We start from the raw sequence: 17,021 nt of genomic DNA on the forward strand, positions 1-17,021 counted from the left end.
CCACCGAACGGGACGTGGCGGCGGAACCATCGGTCGAGGGAGTGGTCCGCCCTGAGCTACCTCGACGAGGGCAACAGCGCCATCCTCACGCGGCAATCCGAACGCGAATCGAACGCACGAACGTACCCGCGCCACCTGCCCTTCGCCATCCGCGAGGCGACGGGCGTGACCGTCACCGACATGGACGGGAACGAGTACTACGACTGCCTCGCGGGGGCCGGGACGCTCGCCCTGGGACACAACCATCCCCGGGTCGTCGAGGCGATGGAGCGAGTCATCGACGAGGACCGACCGATCCACACCCTCGACATCTCTACGCCGACGAAGGAACGGTTCGTCGACGCGCTGTTCGAGAGCCTCCCCGACGCGTTCGCCGACCGGGCGAAGGTACAGTTCTGTAGCCCCGCCGGAACCGACGCCGTCGAAGCCGCGCTGAAGCTCGTCAAGACCGCCACCGGGAACCGAAGCGTGCTGGGGTTTCAGGGTGCCTATCACGGCATGACCAGCGGGGCGCTCAGTCTGATGGGCGATACCGACGCGAAGGAGGCACTCTCCGGCTCGATGGGCGAGGTTCATCACCTCCCGTATCCCTCGAACTACCGTCCGCCGTTCGGCGTCGCGGGCGAGGAGGGCCACCGGCTCGCCAGCCGGTACGTGCAGCACCTCCTCAACGACCCCAAAAGCGGGATCACCGACCCCGCCGGGATGATCCTCGAACCGATCCAGGTCGAGGGTGGGTCGGTTCCCGCCCCCGACGGGTGGCTCCGGGAGATGCGGCGGATGACACGCGAACGCGATATCCCGCTGATCCTCGACGAGATCCAGACGGGTCTCGGCCGCACGGGCGAGACCTACGCCTTCGAGCACGCCGACATCGTCCCCGACGTCGTCACGCTCTCGAAGGCCATCGGCGGCGGGCTCCCGCTCGCAGTCGTCGTCTACGACGAGTCGCTCGACGTCTGGGAACCGGGTGCCCACGCGGGCACTTTCCGTGGCAACCAGCTCGCGATGGCGGCGGGCGAGGCGACCATCGACTACGTCCTAGAGAACGACCTCGCGGAACACGCCGCGGACGTCGGTGCCCGACTGCGCGGGGCGCTCGAAGCGACGGCCGACCGCTTCGAGGCCGTCGGCGACGTTCGCGGACGCGGACTCATGCTCGGGGTCGAGTTCGTCGACCACGGGACCGAGTGGCAGGGACCCGGACCGCACACCCCGGACGGCGACTTCGCGGAGGCCGTCCAGACGGCGTGTTTCGAGCGCGGCCTCGTCGTCGAACGCGGTGGCCGGGGGGACGCCACTGCGCGATTCCTCCCGCCGCTGGTCGTGACGAGGGCGCAGGTCGACGAGATCGCCGCGGTCTTCGAGGAGGCGGTGGCGGCCGTCACGGACGAACGGTCGCGGCGGGAGGTGACGGCGTGACGCCCGACGAGCTGTTCCTCGGGAGCGACGCGGGCAACGCCGCCTACCGCGAGGCGATGGAAGCGGCGACCGAGACCGTCCTCGAAAGCGTCGTCGACGGGGAGAACCCCTATTCGGGCCACTCACCGGACGTCCTCGCCGAACGGTTCGACGACGCCGTCATCCCGGAGACCGGCGTGGGCCTCGATGCGACCCTCGAGGAGGTCGGCGAGCGCGTGCTCGCACACTCCGTCGACCCGTCGAACGGCCGCTGTGTGGCCCACCTCCAGTGCCCGCCGATGATACCCGGACTCGCCGCCGAGGCGCTGTTGACCGCGGCGAACCAGTCGCTCGACTCGTTCGACCAGGCACCCGCCGCGACGGTGCTCGAAGAACGCGTCGTCGACGCCCTCTGTGACCTGTTCGACCTCCCGGCCGACGGGGACGGCGTCTTCACCAGCGGCGGCACGGAGTCGAACTTCCAGGCGCTGTTGCTCGCTCGCGACCGGTGTTGTAGCCGCCGGTTCGACCACGACGTGCAGGCCGACGGACTCCCCGCGAACGCCGATTCGCTCCGGGTGCTCTGTTCGGACGCCGCACACTTCACCGCGAAGCAGGCCGCACACCACCTCGGGCTCGGCGAGAACGCCGTCGTCACCGTGGCGACCGACGACGAGGGACGGATCGACGTTTCGGCGCTCGACGCGACGCTCGCGGACCTCCGCGCCCACGACCACGAGCCGTTTGCGCTGGTCGGCACCGCGGGGACGACCGACTTCGGGAGCATCGACCCGCTCTCGGCGCTCGCCGCCCGGGCCGCGGAGCACGACCTCTGGTTCCACGTGGATGCCGCCTACGGCGGCGCGCTCGCAGTGACCGACCACCGCGCCCTGCTCGACGGTATCGAACGGGCGGACTCGGTGGCCGTCGACTTCCACAAGCTGTTCTTCCAACCCATCAGCTGTGGAGCCCTCCTACTCCGCGACGGCGACGAGTTCGACTGGATGGCTCGCAACGCCGCGTACCTCAACCCCGCGGGCCACGACGACGCCGGCATCCCGAACCTCGTTGCGAAGTCGGTCCGGACGACGCGTCGCTTCGACGCGCTGAAACCCTACGTCGCGTTCCGCAGCCTCGGCCGGGAGGGGATCGCGGCGCTCGTGGAATCGACGCTCGAACTGGCCGACGGAGCAGCGGCGCTCGTCGACGACGCCGACGACCTCGAACGCCTGCACGAACCGACGCTGAACGCGTTGGTGTTCCGCTATCGGCCCGCCGACGGGATGGACGACCGCGCGGTGGGTCGGTTGAACGCCACTATCCGACGGGAACTGCTCCACGACGGCCGGGCCGTCGTCGCCCGAACCCAGGTCGACGGCGTGACCAGCCTCAAGGTCACACTTCTGGATCCGACGGCGACGCTCGACGACGTGGCCGCGACCCTTGACGTCCTCCGGGACTGTGGTGAGTCCCTCGTCGCCGAACGGGGGGCAGTCGCATGAGCCTCGAAACCGGACGGGACGAACACGGCGAGGAGCGCGCGCCGGCGGTCGACCCCGAGGCCCGCGCCGACGACGCCACCGTCCACGCGTTCCTCAACTGTTACCTCCGGGAGACGGGCGACTACGAGGTGGTCGACGAACCTGTCGCCGGGGTCGACCCCGGTGGGGATGGCTTACTGCGTGTGACACTCGCCGGGCAGGGGGTCGACCTGCTGGCTCCGCTCGCCTACCGTTCCCCGACCGAGCGCCACCTCTTCGAGATCCCCGTTCGCTACCGAATGGGCGGTCAAAGGGCTCTCCCCCTCGACTCGGCCACGCTCGCCGCGCTGGTGATCAAGGACCTCTCGCTCACGCAGGAGGGGGCGGCCGTCCCCGACGAGCTCCTCGAACGGGTGCTCCGGAGCAAGCGCGCGACCGAGACGTTCGTCAGGGCGCGTGCCGACGACGAGGAACGGCTCTACGCCGAACGGCTGTCGTTTCGCGACGCGGAGCAGGCGCTCGTCTTCGGCCACCACTGCCACCCGACACCGAAGAGCCGGCAGGGGATCGCGGCACGGAACCGCGCGACCTACGCGCCGGAACTCCGTGGAAGCTTTCCGCTACACTACTTCCGTGCGGACCCGGCCCTGGTATCGGCCGACTCGGCGCTCGACCGGAGCGCCACGCGGTGGGTGAAGGACGCCCTCCGCGACGATCCCGAGGTTCCCGAGTCGTTCGTCGCCAACCACGTCGCGAGCGACGACGCCCTCCTCCCGGTGCATCCCTGGCAGGCCCAGTATCTCCTCGACCAGTCGGCCGTCCAGGCGCGGCTCGGCGACGGCCTCGACCACCTTGGGGCGGTCGGTCGGGCGTTCTTCCCGACGACGTCCGTCCGGACGCTGTACAGCTCGGCGTCGCCGTTCATGGTGAAGTCCTCGCTGCACGTGCGGATAACCAACTCCCTCCGGACCAACAAGCTGCCGGAGCTGAAGCGGGGCGTCGCCATCGCCGAACTGCTCGACACCGCGTTCGGCGACGAGCTCGCCGCGACGTTCCCGGCGTTCGACGTGATCCGGGATCCGGCGTATCTCGCGCTCGACCTCGGCGACGGCGAGTCGGGGCTGGAGACGGTGTTGCGTGCGAACCCGTTTTCGGGTGCCGACGGGCCGAACGCCACACCCGTCGTCTCGCTCTGTCAGGACGCCATCGCCGGCCGGTCGCGGCTCGGTCGTCTCGTCGCTTCCATCGCCGACCGGGAGGACCGCTCGACGGGGGCGGTGAGTGCAGACTGGTTTCAGGACTACCTCCGCCTCTCGGTACGGCCCGTGCTCTGGCTCTACCTCGCCCAGGGCGTCGGTGTCGAGGCGCACCAGCAGAACACGGTGCTCGAACTCGACGCCGACGGCTACCCCGACAGATGTTACTACCGCGACAATCAGGGGTTCTACCTCCCCGAATCGAAACACGCCGACGTCGAGGCGTCCCTCCCGGGAATCGGCGAACGTGCGGGCACCGTCTGTGCCGACGCGATCGCCGACGAACGGCTCCGCTACTACGTCGTCCTCAACAACGCGCTCGGGGTGGTGAACGCCTTCGGAAGCGCCGGGCTCGTCGACGAACGTCGACTGTTGGGGCTGCTTCGGGACGAACTCGAACGCGCTCGTGAGCGGTACGACCGACCTTCTTCCGACCTCCTCGGGCCGTTGCTCGAATCGCCGACCGTTCCCTGCAAGGCGAACCTGCTCACGCGCTTTCGGGGACTGGACGAACTGGAGAACGACCTCGAGAACCAGTCCGTCTACACGGCCGTCACGAACCCCCTCGTCACCGAACTCGACAGATGACAGGACCCCACACTACGCACCCGACCGACGACGAGTATCGGACCTACGACCCGGATATCGACCGCACGATATCGCTCCGCCGAGCGACCATCGAGCGCGACCTCGAACGGCTTCACTCCTGGCTGGGGAGCGACCACGTGAAGCCGTACTGGGACCTCGACCGCCCGTTGCCGGTGTTCCGCGAGCGCCTCCAGACGAAGCTCGCGGACGACCACCTCACGCCGTACGTCGGCTGTCTCGACCACGTCCCGATGAGCTACTGGGAGTCCTACTGGGCCGCCGAAGACGACGTCGGCAACCACTACGACGCCGACCCCGCCGACCAAGGCGTGCACCTGCTGATCGGTCCCGAGGAGTATCTGGGGCACGGATACGCGTCCGCACTGCTGCGGGCGGTCGTCGCCATGCAGTTTGCCCACGCCGAGACCGACCGAGTGGTCGCCGAACCCGACGTCCGGAACGAGCACGTCATCCACGTCTTCGAGCAGTGTGGCTTCGAGCCACGGACGGAGTTCGCCTTCGAAGAGGCCGGGAAGGACGCGCTGTTGCTGGTCTGTGAACGCGAGCACTTCGAGCGCGAGGTGATGGCCGACACGACTGCCGAAGCGGCTGAAACGACGGGTGGTGCCGATGGCTGAGCGGTCGAGTGGTGGTGAAGTCCACGACGTCGTCGGCATCGGGATCGGTCCGTTCAACCTCGGTCTCGCGGCGATGGTGGACGGCGTCGAGGAGGACCTCGAAACCGTCTTCCTCGAACGCGAACCCGCGTTCAACTGGCACGAGGGGATGTTGCTTGAGAGAACGACGCTCGAAGTCCCCTTCCTCGCCGACCTCGTGACGCTCGCGGACCCGACGAACCCCCACAGCTACCTCAACTACCTGCGGGAGACGGGTCGGCTCTACGAGTTCTACTTCTACGAGACGTTTCAGATCCCCAGACGGGAGTTCAACGACTACCTCCGGTGGGTCGCCGACTCCCTCGGGGGATTGGAGTTCAGCCGTGAAGTGATCGAGATCGGCTGGGACGACGACCACGAGCACTACGTCGTCATCGCTCACCACCCAGGGACGGGCGAGCGCTTCGAGTACCGCGGCGAGAACCTCGCGCTGGGGATCGGCTCGCGGCCACAGGTACCCGACCACCTGCAGGGTCATCCCGAGGAGGACGTCTTCCACACCGCCCGGTACCGTCACAACCGCGAACGGGTCTCAAGAGCTGATTCGGTCACCGTCGTCGGATCCGGTCAGAGCGCTGCGGAGGTGTTCGAGGACCTGCTGGAGCGCCAGCCCGGGGCGGGCTATCGGCTCGACTGGCTCACCCGTTCTGACGGGTTCTTCCCGATGGAGTACTCGAAGCTCGGGCTGCAGCACTTCACGCCTGAGTACGAGCGGTACGTCTACGACCTGCCCCAGAAGGTCAAGGACGACCTCGTCCCGAACCAGGACCGCCTCTACAAGGGTGTCGACCCGGGGACGAGCGCCGACATCTACGACCTGCTGTATCGGCGCTCCATCGGCGACCGGGAGCCGGACGTGGGACTGTTCGCGATGACGGAGGTGCGGGACATCGAGGCCGTCGGGGAGGGCTACGCGCTCGACTGTCACCAGTGGCAGGCCGAGGAGTCGTTCGTCCACGAGAGCGAGGTCGTGATTCTCGGGACCGGCTACGAACGCCCGATCCCGGGCTTCCTCGAACCGCTCGAAAACGCGATCGGCTGGGACGACCGGGGCCGATTTGAAGTGACCGAAGACCACCGTCTCGTTATCGACCACCCCGGCGACGTGTTCCTCCAGAACGCGGAGCTCCACACCCACGGCGTCGGCGTACCGGACCTCGGGCTCGGTGCCTACCGCAACACGAGGTTCGTCAATCGGCTCGTCGGTCGCGAAGCCTACCCCGAGGACACGGACACCGTCTACCAGGACTTCGCCGTCGAACAGTTCGTCGAACGCTCGCCGGGCGCTTCCGTCCACGAGGGCGACCCGGCACCAACCCGCAACGACTGACATGAACCCGAACGACACCACCCGACAGGACGCGCTGACACCCGAGATATGGACGACGAGCGAGCGCCGCCTCCTGACGAAGATGCTCGAATCCTTCGCCTACGAGGAGATACTCGCACCGCGGAAGGTCCGGGACGGCGACGACCGTGCCGATTTCAGGTTCGACCTCGGTCCGGCGAGCTATCGCTTCGAGGCCAGCGAGCGGCTCATGGATAGCCTCCACGTCCACGGTGACACCGTCGAGCGACGAACGGACGGGGACTGGACGGGGCTCGACGACCCGTTTCGCCTGCTGCGCGACCTCGGCGAAACCACCGGTCTGGATGGACTCACCGAGGGGAACCTCGTCCGCGAGTACAAGCGAACGCTGCTCGCGGACGCCCACATCGAAGCCAGAAAGCGCGACCGCGAGGGGTTCGACCCGCTGGCCCTCGGCTACGCACAGCTCGAAGGCGAGATGGAGGGCCATCCCTGGATCACCTACAACAAGGGTCGGCTCGGCTGGGGATACGACGACTACCGACGGTACGCCCCGGAGATGAAAGAGCCCGTGAAGCTCTCGTGGGTCGCCGTCCGGAAGACGACGTCGACGTTCGTCGCGACCGACGGGGTCGACCATGACGCGCTCGTCCGGGGCGAACTCGGGGATCGCTACGAGGTCTTTCGGGACCGCCTCGCCTCGAAGGGCCTCGACCCGGAGAGCTACTACCTCCTGCCGGTCCACGACTGGCAGTGGGAACACAGCGTCGTCCCGCTGTTTCCCGACCACATCGCCGACGACCGCATCGTCCCGCTCGGCGAGGGGCCCGACGAGTACCTGCCACAGCAGTCCGTCCGCACGTTCGTCAACGTCGACCACGACGGGAAACACCACGTGAAGGTGCCGATGCGGATCCTCAACACGCTCGTCTGGCGTGGACTGCCGGGCGAACGGACGGAACTCGCGCCGACCGTCACCGAGTACATCGAGGGGATCTACGAGAACGATAGCTTCCTCCAGGACCAGGGGCTCGTTCTCCCGGGCGAGATCGCGGGCATCAACTACGACCACGGGGATTTCACGGCCATCGACGGCTCGCCCTATCAGTACCACGAGTTGCTAGGGGTGGTGTGGCGCGAGTCGATCCACACGTTCCTCGACGGCGACGAGCGCGCGGTCACGCTGTCGGCGCTGATGCACGTCGACGGCGAGGGCGTCCCGTACGTCTCGCGGCTCGTCGAGCGATCCGGGCTGACGCTCGACGAGTGGCTGGAGTCGTTCTTCGACACCGTGTTGCCGCCGCTGTTGCACTTCCTCTACCGGTACGGGACGGTGTTCTCGCCGCACGGCCAGAACACCATCCTCGTCGTCGAGGACGGTGTTCCGACGCGGCTCGCGGTGAAGGACTTCGTCGACGACGTGAACGTGAGCGACCAGCCGCTCCCCGAGCTGGCGGCCCTCCCCGACGAAATGCACGACGTGCTCCGGAAGGAACCCCCGGAGGGGCTCTGTCAGTTCGTCTTCTGTGGGCTGTTCGTCTGCGTGCTCCGGTACGTCGCGGACGTGCTCGTCGAACACGAGAACTACACCGAGGAGCGGTTCTGGCGGCACGCCCGGACGGCCGTTCTCGACTATCAGGCGCGGTTCCCGGAACTGGCGGAGCGCTTCGAGCTGTTCGACCTGCTCCAGCCGGAGTTCACGAAGCTCACCCTGAACCGGAATCGACTGTTCAACTACGGCTACGACGACGCCCCCGCCCGTCCGCACGCCGTCGAACACGGGACGGTGACGAACCCGCTCTACGAGGTCGCGAACGAGCGCTCCGGCTGAATCGGTTGTAGCCGGGTCGGTGGCCGAGCGGCTCCGGCTACCGTTCGCCGCCACGGTCTCCGTGGCCGCCCTGCTGGCGGATCGATTCCCCGTGCTCGGGCCTCGGCGGGGCAAAGGCGTGAAACGACCCATCGGAGCGGGCACGGGCGGGATCCGAAAAGCGGGGCAAGCGTCTCGGAGTGGGATCAGTTGTTACTGATACCGACGTGGAGCGGTTCACCGGTTTCGAGGTTCTCGATCACGATGACTACCTCGCCGTCCAGGGCGGTCGTGGAGACTTGGGGATTCCGGCGCTCGCGACCCGGTCGCACGTTATCTCCAATCTACCACTCTCGTCGGCTCTGGCTTCGTAATACTCCATCCGCGATGCTTTCCCCTGTAACGGTATCACTCCGCTGCAGGCGAGAGCAGCCCTGGGACTCACGAGCGTCGAGCGGACTACGTCGACCATCACCAACTCTCGCGATCATATCGAACAAGTTTCATTTACTCCCTCCAGCGAGGAGAGTGGCTAGTGGAACTCGCCCTGCTCGTGGTTCTCGTGGCGGTCTCGTTCGCCGGCGGCGCTGTGGTCACGTCCGTCGGTCCCGGCGGGATATTCGTCGTCGCGGCACTGTACGGGCTCACGGCGCTTCCAGCGGCGGTCGTCGCCGGTACCTCGAGCGTGACCTTCATCGGTGGATCGGTCCTCGGAGCGGCGGGATACGTCTACTCAGACGACATGGATTGGGGAATGGCGCTCCTCATCGGAATCGGTGGTGCCGTCGGAACACAACTCGGGGTACTCCTCAACGGTGTCGTGTCCCGGCGATCGTTCGGCGTCCTCCTCGGCGTCCTGTTGGGTACGGTCGGCGCGACGATCCTCCTCCGCGAGCGAGGGAGTCTCGACCGACTCCCGACGGAAGCACTCGACGTCACACCGACCAGCAGTGCTGGAGTCGTGGTCTTCGGGACGGTCGGTCTCCTGGTTGGAGCCGCCGGCGGGCTGTTCGGCATCGGTGGTGCGGCACTCGTCCCGCCGGCGTTGGTACTGGTCGGCGTCTCCATGATCACCGCGCTGGCGGTCACCCAGGTCGCAGTCGTATTCATCGCGTCGGCGTCGGCGGTCTCTTACACCCTTCAGGGGTCGGTCGCCGTGCCACTGGTGTTCGCCATCACCGCCGGCTATCTCCTCGGCGCGCTCGGTGGGTGGCGAGTCGCGAAGCGTGTCGATCCGAATCGACTCACCACCGTCCTGGGTGTGCTCTTGATCGGATTGATGCCGGTTCTCGTGTATCGGTCCCTCGTCCTCTGATACGCTGTGTCGACTGCTTTCGTTCCCAAGCAAAACGTTTGGTCCGGAAGTAGAGACGATCGCTCTCGGCCCGTGTCCACGGTGCGCCAGTCCACCCTCACGGTCCTCCTCAGACTCCGTTGCTCTCCGAGGGAAGTAAAGCACGGTGCGAGCAGAGTTGTAATTGCGGCGGAGGAGAACGGAGGCTTTAGGCGTCGAGTTCGCTCTGCGCCTTCTCGGTGAGGTTCGTCTCTTCGACGTAGCTCGCGATCGTGAGGATCGTCGGTGCCCAGAGCCCGACGAATATCCCCTTGCTTCGCTCGCCTCGAACGTAGAACAGATAGAGCGAATAGAGTATCGATAGCCCCGCCGCGCTGAGTGCAGCGGTCGATGCCTTCTCGTCCGTGTCCATGTCTTGGTCTGCCATTGCGAGCATGTTTTCATCGCGCACTGCTTCACCGTCCGGCTTGCAAGTAACGGCTCGCCGAACCGGTTTCGGATGGAGGGATTTTTGAGCCGGATCGACCGTTGTTCGCCGTCGGGAACGGCCCCACATCCCGATGTTCCTTCGCGGTGATGGATGCCCGAAGGTCCTAATGGACAAGCCGCTGAGCAACACGCTCGTCCGTGCTCTTGAACCCCCTGACACCGAAACCGGAGCGAGCACCTCGATGATGACAGTCACGATCGCGACTGCGGGTTCGGTCTTGCCCCTTGGATGGCCCCCGAACCAGGGTGGCCGTCCAACACCTAGGTTTCTGCCATCTCAAGTCCAGTGAACGCCCAGCGTAGTATCGGGACTGCAACCACGGTTGTGAGGATGGCCACGAGTACGATGACACCGTACATAGCTTCCGTAAGGACTCCCAACGACAGACCGACGCTAGCTACGACGAGCTCGAGCGCTCCGCGCGCGTTGAGACCCGCGCCCATACCGATCACCTCTCGACCCCGTCGACCGACGAGCGATGCCCCTGCTGCGGTTCCGATGAATTTCCCACCTACCGCGACGAGAACCGTGACAACTGCGAGGGCTGTGACCAACGGATCGGCGAGCGTCGTCAGATCGGCTTTGAGCCCGGCAGTCGCGAAAAAGACCGGTGCCAGCACTGCGAGGGTTAGGCTCTCGAAGTTTTGCCGTACCTCCCGCGCCAGTAGATCCGTTCGACGGACGAGCACCCCCACCACAAACGCGCCGAGAAATGCCTCAATTCCGAGCTCTTCCGCCAGCGCTGCGACACCGAGTGAAAGGAGGATGAGCGTCGAGAGGTGGCCGATAGGGGGACCTCGCTGTGTGTGTTGATAGACCGCGTCGATAGCTCGCTGGCCAACCGTGAACATGACGACGAAAAACCCAACGAGGACCCCGACGGTAACGGCTGTAGCGGGAAGATCCACCGAGCCACGTTGAGCGATCCCCGCAACCACCGACAGAAGCACCCACCCAATGACGTCATTGATGAGAGCTGCGGCGAGCAGGACCTGCGTGGGGTCGCGGTGAACGATGTCTAGGTCGATGAGAACACGGGCGATAACTGGAACCGCCGATATCGAGAGGGCTGTTGCGAGAAAAAGAGCGAAGAGGAGCCGCTGTCCGGGGTCGACGAGATATGCGGCGGGAATCAGCCATCCGAGTGCAAATCCGGAAGCGAACGGAACCAGAATACTCCCTGCGGCAATGGCTATCGCCACCGATGCTCGCTGCCGGATCAGGTCAATATCCGTCTCCAGACCGGCGAGAACGAGCAGGAACAAGAGACCGAGTTGACCGACAGCATCGAGCGCGAGCGCTCCACCGACACCGTCCGGAAAGAGCGTCGCAAAGACGTTTGGAGCAGCCCAGCTGAGAAACGAGGGCCCGAGAAGGATTCCCGTGAGTAATTCCCCGACAACCGGTGCGAAGCCGAGCCGTTTCGCGATCTCCCCCAGGAGTCGAGCAGTTAGAAGGATCACGAAGAGCTGAAGCGTGAACCGTGTGAGCGTCGGGGCTTCGATGGCGAGCAGCATATAGCTACTAGAACTCGTAGCCGCGGCTGTCTGTTAAGTGATCGTGGTCTCCGTCCCTTGGAGGGCCCAACGTCCCTCAACCCCCGTTTAGTGACCGAGAAGAGGTCTCGAAACTCCGATCGCTGCACTCCTAACTGGATAACGAAGGACCAGCACCCTCCACATTACAGTGGGGACCGAGGCGCTCACGAACCGCGTGGACCGGACGTGTCCCATTCCGTTTAGTAGCTCGGATACGTATCGCCATCCGAGACATGTCGGACGACTTCGCCCTCAACGACTTCGACCGAATCCGTGACCAGGCGCTCGACGCGATCGACCAAGAGGACGTCGTCTCGATGTACGTGGGATTGATCCCGGAGAACGGAACGAACGAGTATTATTTCGGCAACACGGTCGAGGACGCGGAGCTCAGGGAGATGGCCGGCAAGCAGCTCGGGATGATGGCCCGCGTACTCGCGGACCAATCGGAGTGGTCCGTCGAGGAGGTAGCACAGCACGCCGTCGAGCAGGCCGAGTCGATGCGTCTTCAGCCCTAACGGGCACCGACGCTGTGGTCTCAGGGACGCCGGAGTCCCCGCCTATCTGGGCCACAGTTCTCTCCTATCCGTCTGTTCGACCACTACAGGACCCGTCCGCTGGCACCCAGCGGTGATGCTGTACGGTCATTCCAGCCGCAACCCGTCCGAAGACCTCGGTGACGAATCCCTCCTCGAAGAGGTCACCGGATCTCCACATCGCACCGGTCGCTTTCGGGTGACTTGGCCCGTACTTTTATGCAGAGCGGTAGTGAAACCGACGACCGATGGCGGCCCAACACCGAGCGGTGCGAGAACATCCGGTGCTCGGCTTCGTTCTCCTGAGTATCGTCTTCTCGTGGGCGATGTGGGGGGTACAGTATCTCTGGCCGCGGAACCCGGTCGCTCTGATCGCGCCCCTCCCATCGGCCGGCCCGGCCGTCGCCGCAGTGGTCGTCGCCCACCTCTCGGGCTTCGATCTGCGCGCATGGAGGGACCACCTCGGGGGACGAGACGTGGAACCGTACTGGTACGGCGTCGGTCTCGCCCTGCCACTGGCCTGCGTGATCGCCACCACGATCGCCGCGGCACTGCTGTTCAACGGACCGTGGGCCGTCCCGTTCTTCACTCCTCAAAGGGCCGCCGGATACGCCGTCTCGCTGTTGTTCAGTGTGATTCCCGCACTCGGTGTGGAGGCGGGCTTTCGCGGGTTCGCCCTGCCTCGCCTCCAGCACCGCTACGACGCGCTGGTCGCCAGCGCCTTCGTCGCCGTCGCGTGGGCGGTCTGGAGCCTCCCCCTGTTCGTGTTCCCCGGTACGTACCTCGCCGGGTTCTCGCTCCCGGTCGCTGTGTTGTTGCTGGTGGTCGTCTCGGTGTTCCTCACCTACGTCTACAACAGCACGGGCGGGAGCGTCCCCGTCACCGCCCTGCTCAACGGTGGCCTCGTCACATCGCTCACGTACGGCGCGGTGGGTGCCTCCGGGGTCGAGATCCAGGTGACGACGCTTGCGGCGTGGGCGATCCCCGCGCTCGTCGTCGCCAACCTCTACGGCCGTGAACGCCTCGCGGATGAGGTATCGGCACCGCGGTTCCTCGCCGAATCATAACCGCTCTTCCCTCGTGTTCGTGACCGAACGAGGTCAGTGATCTGCCATCATCACCTCGAAAGCACCTCAGTCCCGGCTGAGCGGCATCCGGAGTCCATAGAGGATGAACACTAAACCGATGATCTCGCTCACCTTGCCCGCGATACCGAAGGCGGCGTTCACCGTGACTCGTATGCCGGGACCAAACTGCGAGAGTTCTCCAGCAAGCACGAAACCAGCGAGGAGCACCACGGGTGTCCAGAAGGTGAAGAAGAATCCGGTGGCGACGAACAGCATCGGCAGGCTCCGATTCCGCCAGTACCCACGGAACGCGATGTAACCGACGGCAATACCCAATATCGAGGCCGTGAGTGTGAGCGCGATCGATATCGGTTCGCCGTTTTGCGTGCCGATCTGGACGAGAAGGTTTGTCATCTCATGTCTCCGATGAACTGGGTAAATCGGTCGGCCATGCGGTCGCGGCGGGTGAGTCGTAGATGGAAGCCATCCTCGGTGAGATCGACTTCGATCCGGTCGAGGGTTGCCGTATAGACGTTGTAGTGATGGCCGTCCGCGTCGGGGTGGGTTCGTTTACCTAAATTCAGGCGCTAAGGCCCCTCCCTCAAGAAGTGAGCGCGGTGCGGAGCGAGCGAGTAGGGAGGGGATACAGCGTCCCCAGAACGCTTCGCGTTCTGGTGTGCGAACGAGACGCGAAGCGTCTCGTCAACGCCGTCATCATCTGAACTTCCGAGGTTTCGGCGTGTCGGCTGGCCGGACCACGAGCGATAGGCTCATGCGTATCTACCAAGTAGATACTACCGATGGACCGGCACGAGATAGAGGGTCACGAAGTCGTGGAGAAAACTGTGAAGCCCACCGGCAACGGCGCTCACGTCTACCTCCCGAAGTCGTGGGTAGGAGCAACCATCAAGGTCGTTCGTGCCTCCGAACTCGACGCCGATTCAGACGAGTAGACCATGCTCAACTACAGGTTCCGGCTCAACCCCACGCCCGCTCAACGCGAGCAGTTAGCGTGGACGCTGGATACCTGCCGACAGGTCTACAACCACTTTCTCCACCGACTCAACCGCGTCGATAACACGTCGTCGTACAAGGAGCAGGAACGGCTACCGAAGCTCAAGGAGTGGTGGACCGACCTACGCGGAGTCCACTCCAAAGTGCTTCAAAAGGTCGTTCAACGCCTGTACGACAACCTCTCAACGCTGAAAGGGTTGAAGGAGAACGGCCACCGCGTCGGCCACCTTCGGTGGAAGGGTTCGGGATACTACTATTCGTTCACGTACAGTCAGTCCGGTTTCAAGCTCGACCAAAAGAGCGACCGCGACGAGCTGTGGTTGTCGAAGATTGGTTCGGTCCCGATAGTCGCACACCGCGACCTCCCCACCGACGCGACCGTGAAGGGCATGACGGTGAAGCGAGAACCCACAGGGCACTGGTACGCTGTGTTGTCGGTTGAAACGCCCGATGACCCACCGGAGAAACCGGCGAGCCCCGAGAATGTTGTCGGCATCGACGTGGGAATACTCAAATTCGCCCACGACACCGATGGAACGGCGGTCGGGTCGCTCGACCTCTCGCACGAACGCGATCGACTGGAACACGAACAGCGTGTCCTCTCGCGCCGCGAACACGGTTCGGCGAACTGGGAGAAACAGCGAAGAAAGGTCGCCCGTCGCCACGCCGACCTGAAACGGAAACGGCGGGACTTCCTGCACAAGCTGTCGAACTACTACGCTCGGGAATACGACCTCGTGGCGGTCGAAGACCTCGACGCGAAGGGACTGATGGAACTCGACGGCAACAGTCGCAACCGCGCGTCAGCCGCGTGGGGAACCCTCCGCCGGATGCTCGCGTACAAGTGCGAACGCGAAGGGACGCACTTCGCGGAGGTTCGACCCCACGGAACCACGAAGGAGTGCGCCCGCTGTGGTGCGGAAACGGACAAGCCGCTCTGGGTACGCGAACACTCGTGTCCGGCGTGTGGCTTCACCGCCGACCGAGACGAAAACGCCGCGTGGAACGTCCTCCAACGCGGTATCGAGGAAATAGGCACGGGCAGTGCCGAATCAACGCCTGTGGAGACCGTGGTCCCTACGGCGACCGCTTTTCAGCCGGTCGCTGCAAACCACGTCGCCGAAGCAGGAAGCCCCACCCTCAAGCGCGAGCCGTCAGGCGAGCGGTAGGGTGGGGAGGAAGTCACTGACGAGGTCATGTGCTTCGAGGGCTTCGAGTCGTCGATAGACCGTCGGTGGTGACACTCCACAGCGGTCGCTGAGTTCCTCGGCCGAGAGGGCTTCCTCGACGGTCTCCGTGAGGATGGTTCGCGCACACTCGTCGGCGAGCAGCGAACCGATGGCGTCCACATCGGAGTCATCACCCACACCTATCACCCGTCATACGTGGATATGAAACCGCGAACACGGTTTCAATCACTGAAGTCGATGGTTTCGATTTATACTCCCACCTCCTTTCTATTGAATCGTCATGGTGGCAATCAACGAAACGACCATCGCGATGGCCTGTGCCGTCCTCGGAGTCGTGTTCTCGGTCGTGTGGTTGGCGCTCGGCCTCTACGGGATCAACTCCCTGCGGGACATCAGGGACAAACTCAACGAACGAGAATCAGCCGACGGATAACGAGGCCCGATCCAGTCACGAGAACGCGAAGAAGAGGACTCGATCGAGGATGAGACGACGAGCTGGTGGAGATGGCGACCGGATGGACGAGAGTACGAATCAGTAGCGGGCTCCGAAACCCAATCGGATCAGAACTCGGACATCGCTGCCTGCCGGTCGTAGGCCCGCTCGAAGAGTACACAGCAGGCCTCCCGGAGGTTTCCGCGACGGATCTCGTCCACTGTTTCCCCGATCTGTGAGGAGTGTCCGTCCACGACCGGGAACGAGGACTGAATGTCCATATCTCATCGAGGTACGGGTATCAGAAAAAGATTAGGTCAGCGAACCGAAACTCGGGTCCGCAAAGTCGCAGCTGGGTTCGGTGCCACTGCGACCCAGCGTATTGGTGATAGCGGTGGAGGAAGCGTTACTCGAACGAACGCGCCGACGGGCAACAGCGCCACCGGCGGATAGTAGTATGTCGTCCGTCGCGAGTGATGAGGCCAACCCCGCGCGGTTCGCTCTTCGTGTCCGGTGTCGCTCGTACAGAGCAGCGGGTGCGACGGGCGTTCGACGAACGACGTTCCTTGTCGACGATGCTTCGGACGCTCAGAAGCCCCGTAGAGGGTGGATGTCTACTTAGATGACTACCTGTGAGAACTCATGACTTCCGCAACGGTGACAGGTTTTTCCAGGTTTGTGACTGGCGGGTATGACCCCTTTCAGAGTTTCCTTTCTTGGATGGAGCATCCCACAGTCGTTACACATGAGCAACTGACTCTCGGGTTTGTCGGGTTCTTCTACCTCGGGGGTCACCGCTACCTCGTTCATTCATAGGAAATTTTCCACGGATCCAGCATGGATTATGACCATTGCCTCCCAGGGTGGTTTTAAGGCTCGAACCGAGGTACATCGGTAGGACGAAACAGGGTATCCCAGCATCAATGCCAAGGCTATC

The 17,021-nt window shown here is 64.6% G+C and carries 18 protein-coding genes; 12 read left to right on the plus strand and 6 right to left on the minus strand.

Annotated features, from left to right (window positions below; translation table 11 throughout):
* Nucleotides 1-51: 51 nt before the first annotated feature.
* Genes GT355_RS06515 through GT355_RS06540 form a run of 6 tightly spaced genes read left to right on the plus strand, consistent with a single transcriptional unit; the run spans nucleotide 52 to nucleotide 8,543 of the window.
* Nucleotides 52-1,422: a diaminobutyrate--2-oxoglutarate transaminase gene (locus GT355_RS06515; RefSeq protein WP_160134021.1), complete on the plus strand. Its 1,371-nt coding sequence runs from the start codon at nucleotides 52-54 to the stop codon at nucleotides 1,420-1,422.
* Nucleotides 1,419-2,903, plus strand: coding sequence for a pyridoxal phosphate-dependent decarboxylase family protein (locus tag GT355_RS06520; RefSeq protein WP_160133851.1), 1,485 nt, complete (start codon nucleotides 1,419-1,421; stop codon nucleotides 2,901-2,903). The genes GT355_RS06515 and GT355_RS06520 overlap by 4 nt, the downstream gene beginning before the upstream one ends.
* Nucleotides 2,900-4,726, plus strand: a complete 1,827-nt coding sequence (locus GT355_RS06525) for an IucA/IucC family protein (RefSeq protein WP_160133852.1) — start codon at nucleotides 2,900-2,902, stop codon at nucleotides 4,724-4,726. The genes GT355_RS06520 and GT355_RS06525 overlap by 4 nt, the downstream gene beginning before the upstream one ends.
* Nucleotides 4,723-5,364, plus strand: a complete 642-nt coding sequence (locus tag GT355_RS06530) for a GNAT family N-acetyltransferase (RefSeq protein ID WP_160133853.1) — start codon at nucleotides 4,723-4,725, stop codon at nucleotides 5,362-5,364. Before GT355_RS06525 ends, GT355_RS06530 begins: the two co-directional genes overlap by 4 nt.
* The gene (locus GT355_RS06535) at nucleotides 5,357-6,733 is read left to right on the plus strand and encodes a lysine N(6)-hydroxylase/L-ornithine N(5)-oxygenase family protein (protein WP_160133854.1); all 1,377 of its coding nucleotides are present in this window, start codon (nucleotides 5,357-5,359) and stop codon (nucleotides 6,731-6,733) included. The genes GT355_RS06530 and GT355_RS06535 overlap by 8 nt, the downstream gene beginning before the upstream one ends.
* A 1-nt stretch (nucleotide 6,734) precedes the next feature.
* Nucleotides 6,735-8,543 (plus strand): IucA/IucC family protein, encoded by a 1,809-nt coding sequence (locus GT355_RS06540; RefSeq protein ID WP_160133855.1) that lies wholly within the window; start codon nucleotides 6,735-6,737, stop codon nucleotides 8,541-8,543.
* 185 nt (nucleotides 8,544-8,728) lie between these two features.
* Here GT355_RS06540 and GT355_RS18455 read toward each other — a convergent pair whose 3' ends face one another.
* The gene (locus GT355_RS18455) at nucleotides 8,729-8,854 is read right to left on the minus strand and encodes a hypothetical protein (RefSeq protein WP_275690148.1); all 126 of its coding nucleotides are present in this window, start codon (nucleotides 8,852-8,854) and stop codon (nucleotides 8,729-8,731) included.
* A 203-nt stretch (nucleotides 8,855-9,057) separates the two neighbouring features.
* Here GT355_RS18455 and GT355_RS06545 point away from each other — a divergent pair, with 203 nt between their 5' ends.
* Complete coding sequence (locus GT355_RS06545) at nucleotides 9,058-9,837, plus strand: sulfite exporter TauE/SafE family protein (protein ID WP_160133856.1); 780 nt, start codon at nucleotides 9,058-9,060, stop codon at nucleotides 9,835-9,837.
* Nucleotides 9,838-10,024: 187 nt separating this feature from the next.
* Here GT355_RS06545 and GT355_RS06550 read toward each other — a convergent pair whose 3' ends face one another.
* Together GT355_RS06550 and GT355_RS06555 are read right to left on the minus strand one after the other, a co-directional pair.
* Complete coding sequence (locus GT355_RS06550; protein WP_160133857.1) at nucleotides 10,025-10,243, minus strand: hypothetical protein; 219 nt, start codon at nucleotides 10,241-10,243, stop codon at nucleotides 10,025-10,027.
* Between the two features lie 323 nt (nucleotides 10,244-10,566).
* Nucleotides 10,567-11,823, minus strand: coding sequence for a cation:proton antiporter (locus tag GT355_RS06555; protein WP_160133858.1), 1,257 nt, complete (start codon nucleotides 11,821-11,823; stop codon nucleotides 10,567-10,569).
* 254 nt (nucleotides 11,824-12,077) lie between these two features.
* Here GT355_RS06555 and GT355_RS06560 point away from each other — a divergent pair, with 254 nt between their 5' ends.
* Nucleotides 12,078-12,362, plus strand: coding sequence for a DUF8113 family protein (locus GT355_RS06560; RefSeq protein ID WP_160133859.1), 285 nt, complete (start codon nucleotides 12,078-12,080; stop codon nucleotides 12,360-12,362).
* Nucleotides 12,363-12,628: 266 nt separating this feature from the next.
* On the plus strand, nucleotides 12,629-13,447 hold the full coding sequence (locus tag GT355_RS06565) for a CPBP family glutamic-type intramembrane protease (RefSeq protein WP_160133860.1): 819 nt from the start codon (nucleotides 12,629-12,631) through the stop codon (nucleotides 13,445-13,447).
* 66 nt (nucleotides 13,448-13,513) lie between these two features.
* Here the strand turns inward: GT355_RS06565 and GT355_RS06570 are convergent, their stop codons facing one another.
* Nucleotides 13,514-13,861 (minus strand): hypothetical protein, encoded by a 348-nt coding sequence (locus tag GT355_RS06570; RefSeq protein WP_160133861.1) that lies wholly within the window; start codon nucleotides 13,859-13,861, stop codon nucleotides 13,514-13,516.
* Between the two features lie 386 nt (nucleotides 13,862-14,247).
* Here GT355_RS06570 and GT355_RS06575 point away from each other — a divergent pair, with 386 nt between their 5' ends.
* Both GT355_RS06575 and GT355_RS06580 read left to right on the plus strand, forming a co-directional pair.
* A complete protein-coding gene (locus tag GT355_RS06575; RefSeq protein WP_160133862.1) occupies nucleotides 14,248-14,400 on the plus strand; it encodes a DUF2080 family transposase-associated protein in 153 nt (50 codons plus the stop codon).
* Nucleotides 14,401-14,403: 3 nt separating this feature from the next.
* The gene (locus tag GT355_RS06580; RefSeq protein ID WP_160133863.1) at nucleotides 14,404-15,630 is read left to right on the plus strand and encodes an RNA-guided endonuclease InsQ/TnpB family protein; all 1,227 of its coding nucleotides are present in this window, start codon (nucleotides 14,404-14,406) and stop codon (nucleotides 15,628-15,630) included.
* Here GT355_RS06580 and GT355_RS06585 read toward each other — a convergent pair.
* Nucleotides 15,616-15,828, minus strand: coding sequence for an ArsR/SmtB family transcription factor (locus GT355_RS06585; RefSeq protein WP_240145743.1), 213 nt, complete (start codon nucleotides 15,826-15,828; stop codon nucleotides 15,616-15,618). The genes GT355_RS06580 and GT355_RS06585 overlap by 15 nt on opposite strands.
* 103 nt (nucleotides 15,829-15,931) lie before the next feature.
* Between GT355_RS06585 and GT355_RS06590 the strand changes: the two genes are divergently transcribed.
* Nucleotides 15,932-16,084 carry a hypothetical protein gene (locus GT355_RS06590; RefSeq protein WP_158589386.1) on the plus strand — a complete coding sequence of 51 codons (153 nt, stop codon included), beginning with the start codon at nucleotides 15,932-15,934 and terminating at the stop codon, nucleotides 16,082-16,084.
* 128 nt (nucleotides 16,085-16,212) lie between these two features.
* On the opposite strand, the gene GT355_RS06595 is transcribed toward GT355_RS06590, so the two are convergent.
* Complete coding sequence (locus GT355_RS06595) at nucleotides 16,213-16,365, minus strand: hypothetical protein (RefSeq protein ID WP_160133864.1); 153 nt, start codon at nucleotides 16,363-16,365, stop codon at nucleotides 16,213-16,215.
* Nucleotides 16,366-17,021 lie beyond the last annotated feature (656 nt).

Origin of the sequence: Halococcus salsus (assembly GCF_009900715.1) — an archaeon.
Lineage (GTDB): Archaea > Halobacteriota > Halobacteria > Halobacteriales > Halococcaceae > Halococcus > Halococcus salsus.

Coding starts and splice junctions, on each gene's coding strand:
- GT355_RS06570 (WP_160133861.1), bottom strand. CDS start 13,861: ATGACAAACCTTCTCGTCCAGATCGGCACGCAAAACGGCGAACCGATA.
- GT355_RS06550 (WP_160133857.1), bottom strand. CDS start 10,243: ATGGCAGACCAAGACATGGACACGGACGAGAAGGCATCGACCGCTGCA.
- GT355_RS06575 (WP_160133862.1), top strand. CDS start 14,248: ATGGACCGGCACGAGATAGAGGGTCACGAAGTCGTGGAGAAAACTGTG.
- GT355_RS06540 (WP_160133855.1), top strand. CDS start 6,735: ATGAACCCGAACGACACCACCCGACAGGACGCGCTGACACCCGAGATA.
- GT355_RS06590 (WP_158589386.1), top strand. CDS start 15,932: ATGGTGGCAATCAACGAAACGACCATCGCGATGGCCTGTGCCGTCCTC.
- GT355_RS06580 (WP_160133863.1), top strand. CDS start 14,404: ATGCTCAACTACAGGTTCCGGCTCAACCCCACGCCCGCTCAACGCGAG.
- GT355_RS06565 (WP_160133860.1), top strand. CDS start 12,629: ATGGCGGCCCAACACCGAGCGGTGCGAGAACATCCGGTGCTCGGCTTC.
- GT355_RS06555 (WP_160133858.1), bottom strand. CDS start 11,823: ATGCTGCTCGCCATCGAAGCCCCGACGCTCACACGGTTCACGCTTCAG.
- GT355_RS06525 (WP_160133852.1), top strand. CDS start 2,900: ATGAGCCTCGAAACCGGACGGGACGAACACGGCGAGGAGCGCGCGCCG.
- GT355_RS06595 (WP_160133864.1), bottom strand. CDS start 16,365: ATGGACATTCAGTCCTCGTTCCCGGTCGTGGACGGACACTCCTCACAG.
- GT355_RS06560 (WP_160133859.1), top strand. CDS start 12,078: ATGTCGGACGACTTCGCCCTCAACGACTTCGACCGAATCCGTGACCAG.
- GT355_RS06530 (WP_160133853.1), top strand. CDS start 4,723: ATGACAGGACCCCACACTACGCACCCGACCGACGACGAGTATCGGACC.
- GT355_RS06535 (WP_160133854.1), top strand. CDS start 5,357: ATGGCTGAGCGGTCGAGTGGTGGTGAAGTCCACGACGTCGTCGGCATC.